The 230-nt window shown below is 50.0% G+C and carries 1 protein-coding gene; it reads left to right on the top strand.

Features of this window, described 5'->3' with window-relative positions:
- Positions 1-98 precede the first annotated feature (98 nt).
- The coding region (locus tag J3482_RS22090; protein WP_369123497.1) for a tail tube family protein at positions 99-230 on the top strand (132 nt) is incomplete at its 3' end.

The raw sequence follows: 230 nt of genomic DNA, 5'->3' as shown, positions 1-230 counted from the left end.
GCCGATTTATGCCTGTGTGAAGATGTCGGGTGCGATTGAACACGTCGTCATTGGCATCGTTGTGAATCAGTAAGGAGGGATCGTAAGTGTCAACAACCATGTATAGCTTTGCTGATGTTGCCATGGCGCTGTCTCATCCTTCCCTCGGACAGTATGTCATCTCAGGAGAAGGTATCGGGACTGTAACAGTGACGATGAGCACTGACCGTACAGCACATGATGTGGCTGCT

Source organism: Alicyclobacillus suci (assembly GCF_017329615.1).
Lineage (GTDB): Bacteria > Bacillota > Bacilli > Alicyclobacillales > Alicyclobacillaceae > Alicyclobacillus > Alicyclobacillus suci.
The sequence above is the reverse complement of the archived record's forward strand: the minus strand, read 5'-3'. Positions and strand labels throughout refer to the sequence as shown.